Genomic DNA, 2410 nt, shown 5'->3' on the forward strand with positions numbered 1-2410 from the left:
CCTCGGGGCGGGCGGTCCAGGGCGATCAGCCCTAGACCGACCAACGCGAGGGACGCCGCCAAAGCACGTTTTCAAGGTTTTTGAAACACTGGAAGTCATTCTAGTTGCCACCTCACTAGATTTTACTAAAGAACACATTGATGTAAAAAAGGTGGCGCATGAATAAAGAAGATGCTGGCGGCAATTTACCTTCCGACATAAGCCCTGATTATACTAAACATGGAAAAGAGGGGTTAACCCAACAGGCAGTTAAAACTCTGAATATAAATAAAGATAATAAGGCATCGCAATTAAATTTGAATTCTCAGCAGCCCAAGATAGCGGCTCAACCGATCAAAGTTAAAATCCCGGTAAATGCAGCCCCTAAAAAAAACAACCCTGCTGAATACGACCCATGGGAAATCCTTGCCGTATTGATACCGATGCTTATAGTAATTGGCGTTCTATTATATCTAGATTACAAAGGGGACAGTTGGATTGCCGCCAATAAAATTATTATTGAACTACGCACAAAAACCGCGGGGTTCTTAGGCGTTTCATCTGCACTTATTGGTGCCTTTATTGCAGTCTTGGTAGAACTTAGCCCTAAAGACTTTCAAGACTTAAAGTTAGCCGGTGCTATTTTTCGCTTCTGGGGGGCAATGTTTGCATTCGGCGCACTGTACGTCGCCATTTTGATCCTGACAACGTAAAAAAAGTAAATATTGCACCATTGCTTTATCAATTAATCCGAAAGGCCGCCCATTTGGCGGCCTTTTAAGTCTAATTAGAGAATGTCTCTGCTTTTTATCTATGAGATTACTTCAATTTATTGCCGCGGCTCCCTTAAGGGATTAACGGTAGTAAGTCTATAGTTAGACTTATAAGCCTAGCCGCATGGAACATTACATAATTGAATGCGTGAACCGCAGCGCCAATCAAACCGCACAACACGATGAATAGGAAAACCACCATGCCATCGGAAAGTGAGCTGACTTTGCCCGCAACGCGGCGCGCTTCGTCAGCCGTCTTGCGGCGCTTGTGCGCCCAGTAAAAGAACGCAGCGCCATTCTGAGAATAACCCATTCTTCATCTCCTTTGCGACAATCTTTTTCACAAAAAAAAATACGTGGCGCAATAGGATGAAGTGGCTATCACAGAATCAGCGTTTTGTCACTTGAGATCCGTTTGCGAAAAATCGTTGCCCTTGTAGAGCAACTTGACATGATAGGCTTTAGCGCAAGCGTAGGCAAAGCAGTCGCCAAAGTTCAACTGAGCCGGATGGTTCACGGTCTTCCCGTAGGTTCGCGCGGCTTCTTGTGCCAAGCGTCCAATGCCTCCCGTTATGTGAATATCTCGCGCGCCTATGACGTCCAGGAAGTCATTGACGATCCGTTCGGCACGTTCGTGCGTTTCAGCATTTCGGCCCGTGTCCCCTTCAAGGCGTCGAGCGATGGCAAGCGATGCTTCGAACCGCGCCAGCGGTGAGCAGTAAAGCTGCCCCTGAAAACCCTCGATGTGCTGAAGATGGGCCGTGGCATCTGGTTCGTCGCCCAGGATTGCAACGATCACGGACGCGTCCAAAAACATCAGGTGTCACCCCACATTTCATCACTAAATTTCTTCATGTCGAAGTCTGGATTCACTGCACCAAGGTCTGCGACACGAGATTGCAAAGGCTTGATTCTATCGAAGATCGAGGTTTGGTTCAGCTTCGCATCAAGCGCCGCCTGTAGCGCGTCTCGCACTGCGTCTGTTTTGGTCTTCGCACCAGTGAGGCGCATGACCTGCTCTGCAAGAGCATCAACCTTGTCGTCACGGATGTAGAGCGGCATCGAATATCCCCGGTTGCATATCCCTGATATTAGCAAACGAATATCCTACCGTCTAGGTCCGCATGGCCGTAAGGCCGTGCTGCGGCGCGCAAGCGCCGGGCCGGTGCGGTAGGGGTCTTGGACCCTGCCGCACCGGCCAACTAAAGCTCAATGTTACTCATGTCAGAAGATCGCCGCCGATGAGGTGGAGCGGGGTACTCAGGTCATCGTTCCGAAAGGTATGTTTGATGGGCGGCTTGGTCGGTGCTTGCGAAAGATAGCTGGTGCTTATCTGAAAAATGGCGCAGATCGCACAGCGCATATTCTAATAGATCACCGACATGCCCTTTGCATTCAGGGTAGAGCGCAGTCAGCATTGCAAAAATTATTTCTGCCTGGGATGCTTGTGCAATGTCCTGCTCCGTAAGACTCTTAAAATTACCCGCTGCTCCACAATCAGTCAATGCCACTTAATAACCTTTCATAGTATGCTATGCCAAGTTATACCTTACCTTGCTGAAGACGATCATGCACTATTTAATAACTAAAAAATATATTTTACCGTTTGGACATTGATGGTGGGTTGCCAACTAATCCTAGCATACATTCCCCAAGTG

General features: G+C 48.2%; 5 protein-coding genes. 1 reads left to right on the plus strand and 4 read right to left on the minus strand.

The genetic code is table 11. The features are described 5' to 3' along the window. The first annotated feature begins 158 nt into the window (after window positions 1-158). Window positions 159-692, plus strand: a complete 534-nt coding sequence (locus TW83_RS21040) for a hypothetical protein (protein ID WP_157001820.1) — start codon at window positions 159-161, stop codon at window positions 690-692. Window positions 693-825: 133 nt separating this feature from the next. On the opposite strand, the gene TW83_RS18895 is transcribed toward TW83_RS21040, so the two are convergent. From TW83_RS18895 to TW83_RS21045, 4 genes are all read right to left on the minus strand, one after another. After that, the gene (locus tag TW83_RS18895; RefSeq protein ID WP_045984334.1) at window positions 826-1065 is read right to left on the minus strand and encodes a hypothetical protein; all 240 of its coding nucleotides are present in this window, start codon (window positions 1063-1065) and stop codon (window positions 826-828) included. Between the two features lie 87 nt (window positions 1066-1152). Then, on the minus strand, window positions 1153-1569 hold the full coding sequence (locus TW83_RS18900; protein WP_052714992.1) for a type II toxin-antitoxin system VapC family toxin: 417 nt from the start codon (window positions 1567-1569) through the stop codon (window positions 1153-1155). Continuing rightward, on the minus strand, window positions 1569-1814 hold the full coding sequence (locus tag TW83_RS18905) for a type II toxin-antitoxin system VapB family antitoxin (protein WP_045984336.1): 246 nt from the start codon (window positions 1812-1814) through the stop codon (window positions 1569-1571). Before TW83_RS18905 ends, TW83_RS18900 begins: the two co-directional genes overlap by 1 nt. A 203-nt stretch (window positions 1815-2017) precedes the next feature. After that, window positions 2018-2263, minus strand: coding sequence for a hypothetical protein (locus TW83_RS21045; RefSeq protein WP_157001822.1), 246 nt, complete (start codon window positions 2261-2263; stop codon window positions 2018-2020). Window positions 2264-2410: the final 147 nt, after the last annotated feature.

It is taken from the genome of Paracoccus sp. S4493, from assembly GCF_000967735.1.
Classification (GTDB): Bacteria; Pseudomonadota; Alphaproteobacteria; order Rhodobacterales; family Rhodobacteraceae; genus Paracoccus; species Paracoccus marcusii.

Bases quoted from the DNA above. Each gene is read 5' to 3' on its own strand.
- TW83_RS21040 (WP_157001820.1), top strand. From the start codon at position 159: ATGAATAAAGAAGATGCTGGCGGCAATTTACCTTCCGACATAAGCCCT.
- TW83_RS18895 (WP_045984334.1), bottom strand. From the start codon at position 1,065: ATGGGTTATTCTCAGAATGGCGCTGCGTTCTTTTACTGGGCGCACAAG.
- TW83_RS18900 (WP_052714992.1), bottom strand. From the start codon at position 1,569: ATGTTTTTGGACGCGTCCGTGATCGTTGCAATCCTGGGCGACGAACCA.
- TW83_RS18905 (WP_045984336.1), bottom strand. From the start codon at position 1,814: ATGCCGCTCTACATCCGTGACGACAAGGTTGATGCTCTTGCAGAGCAG.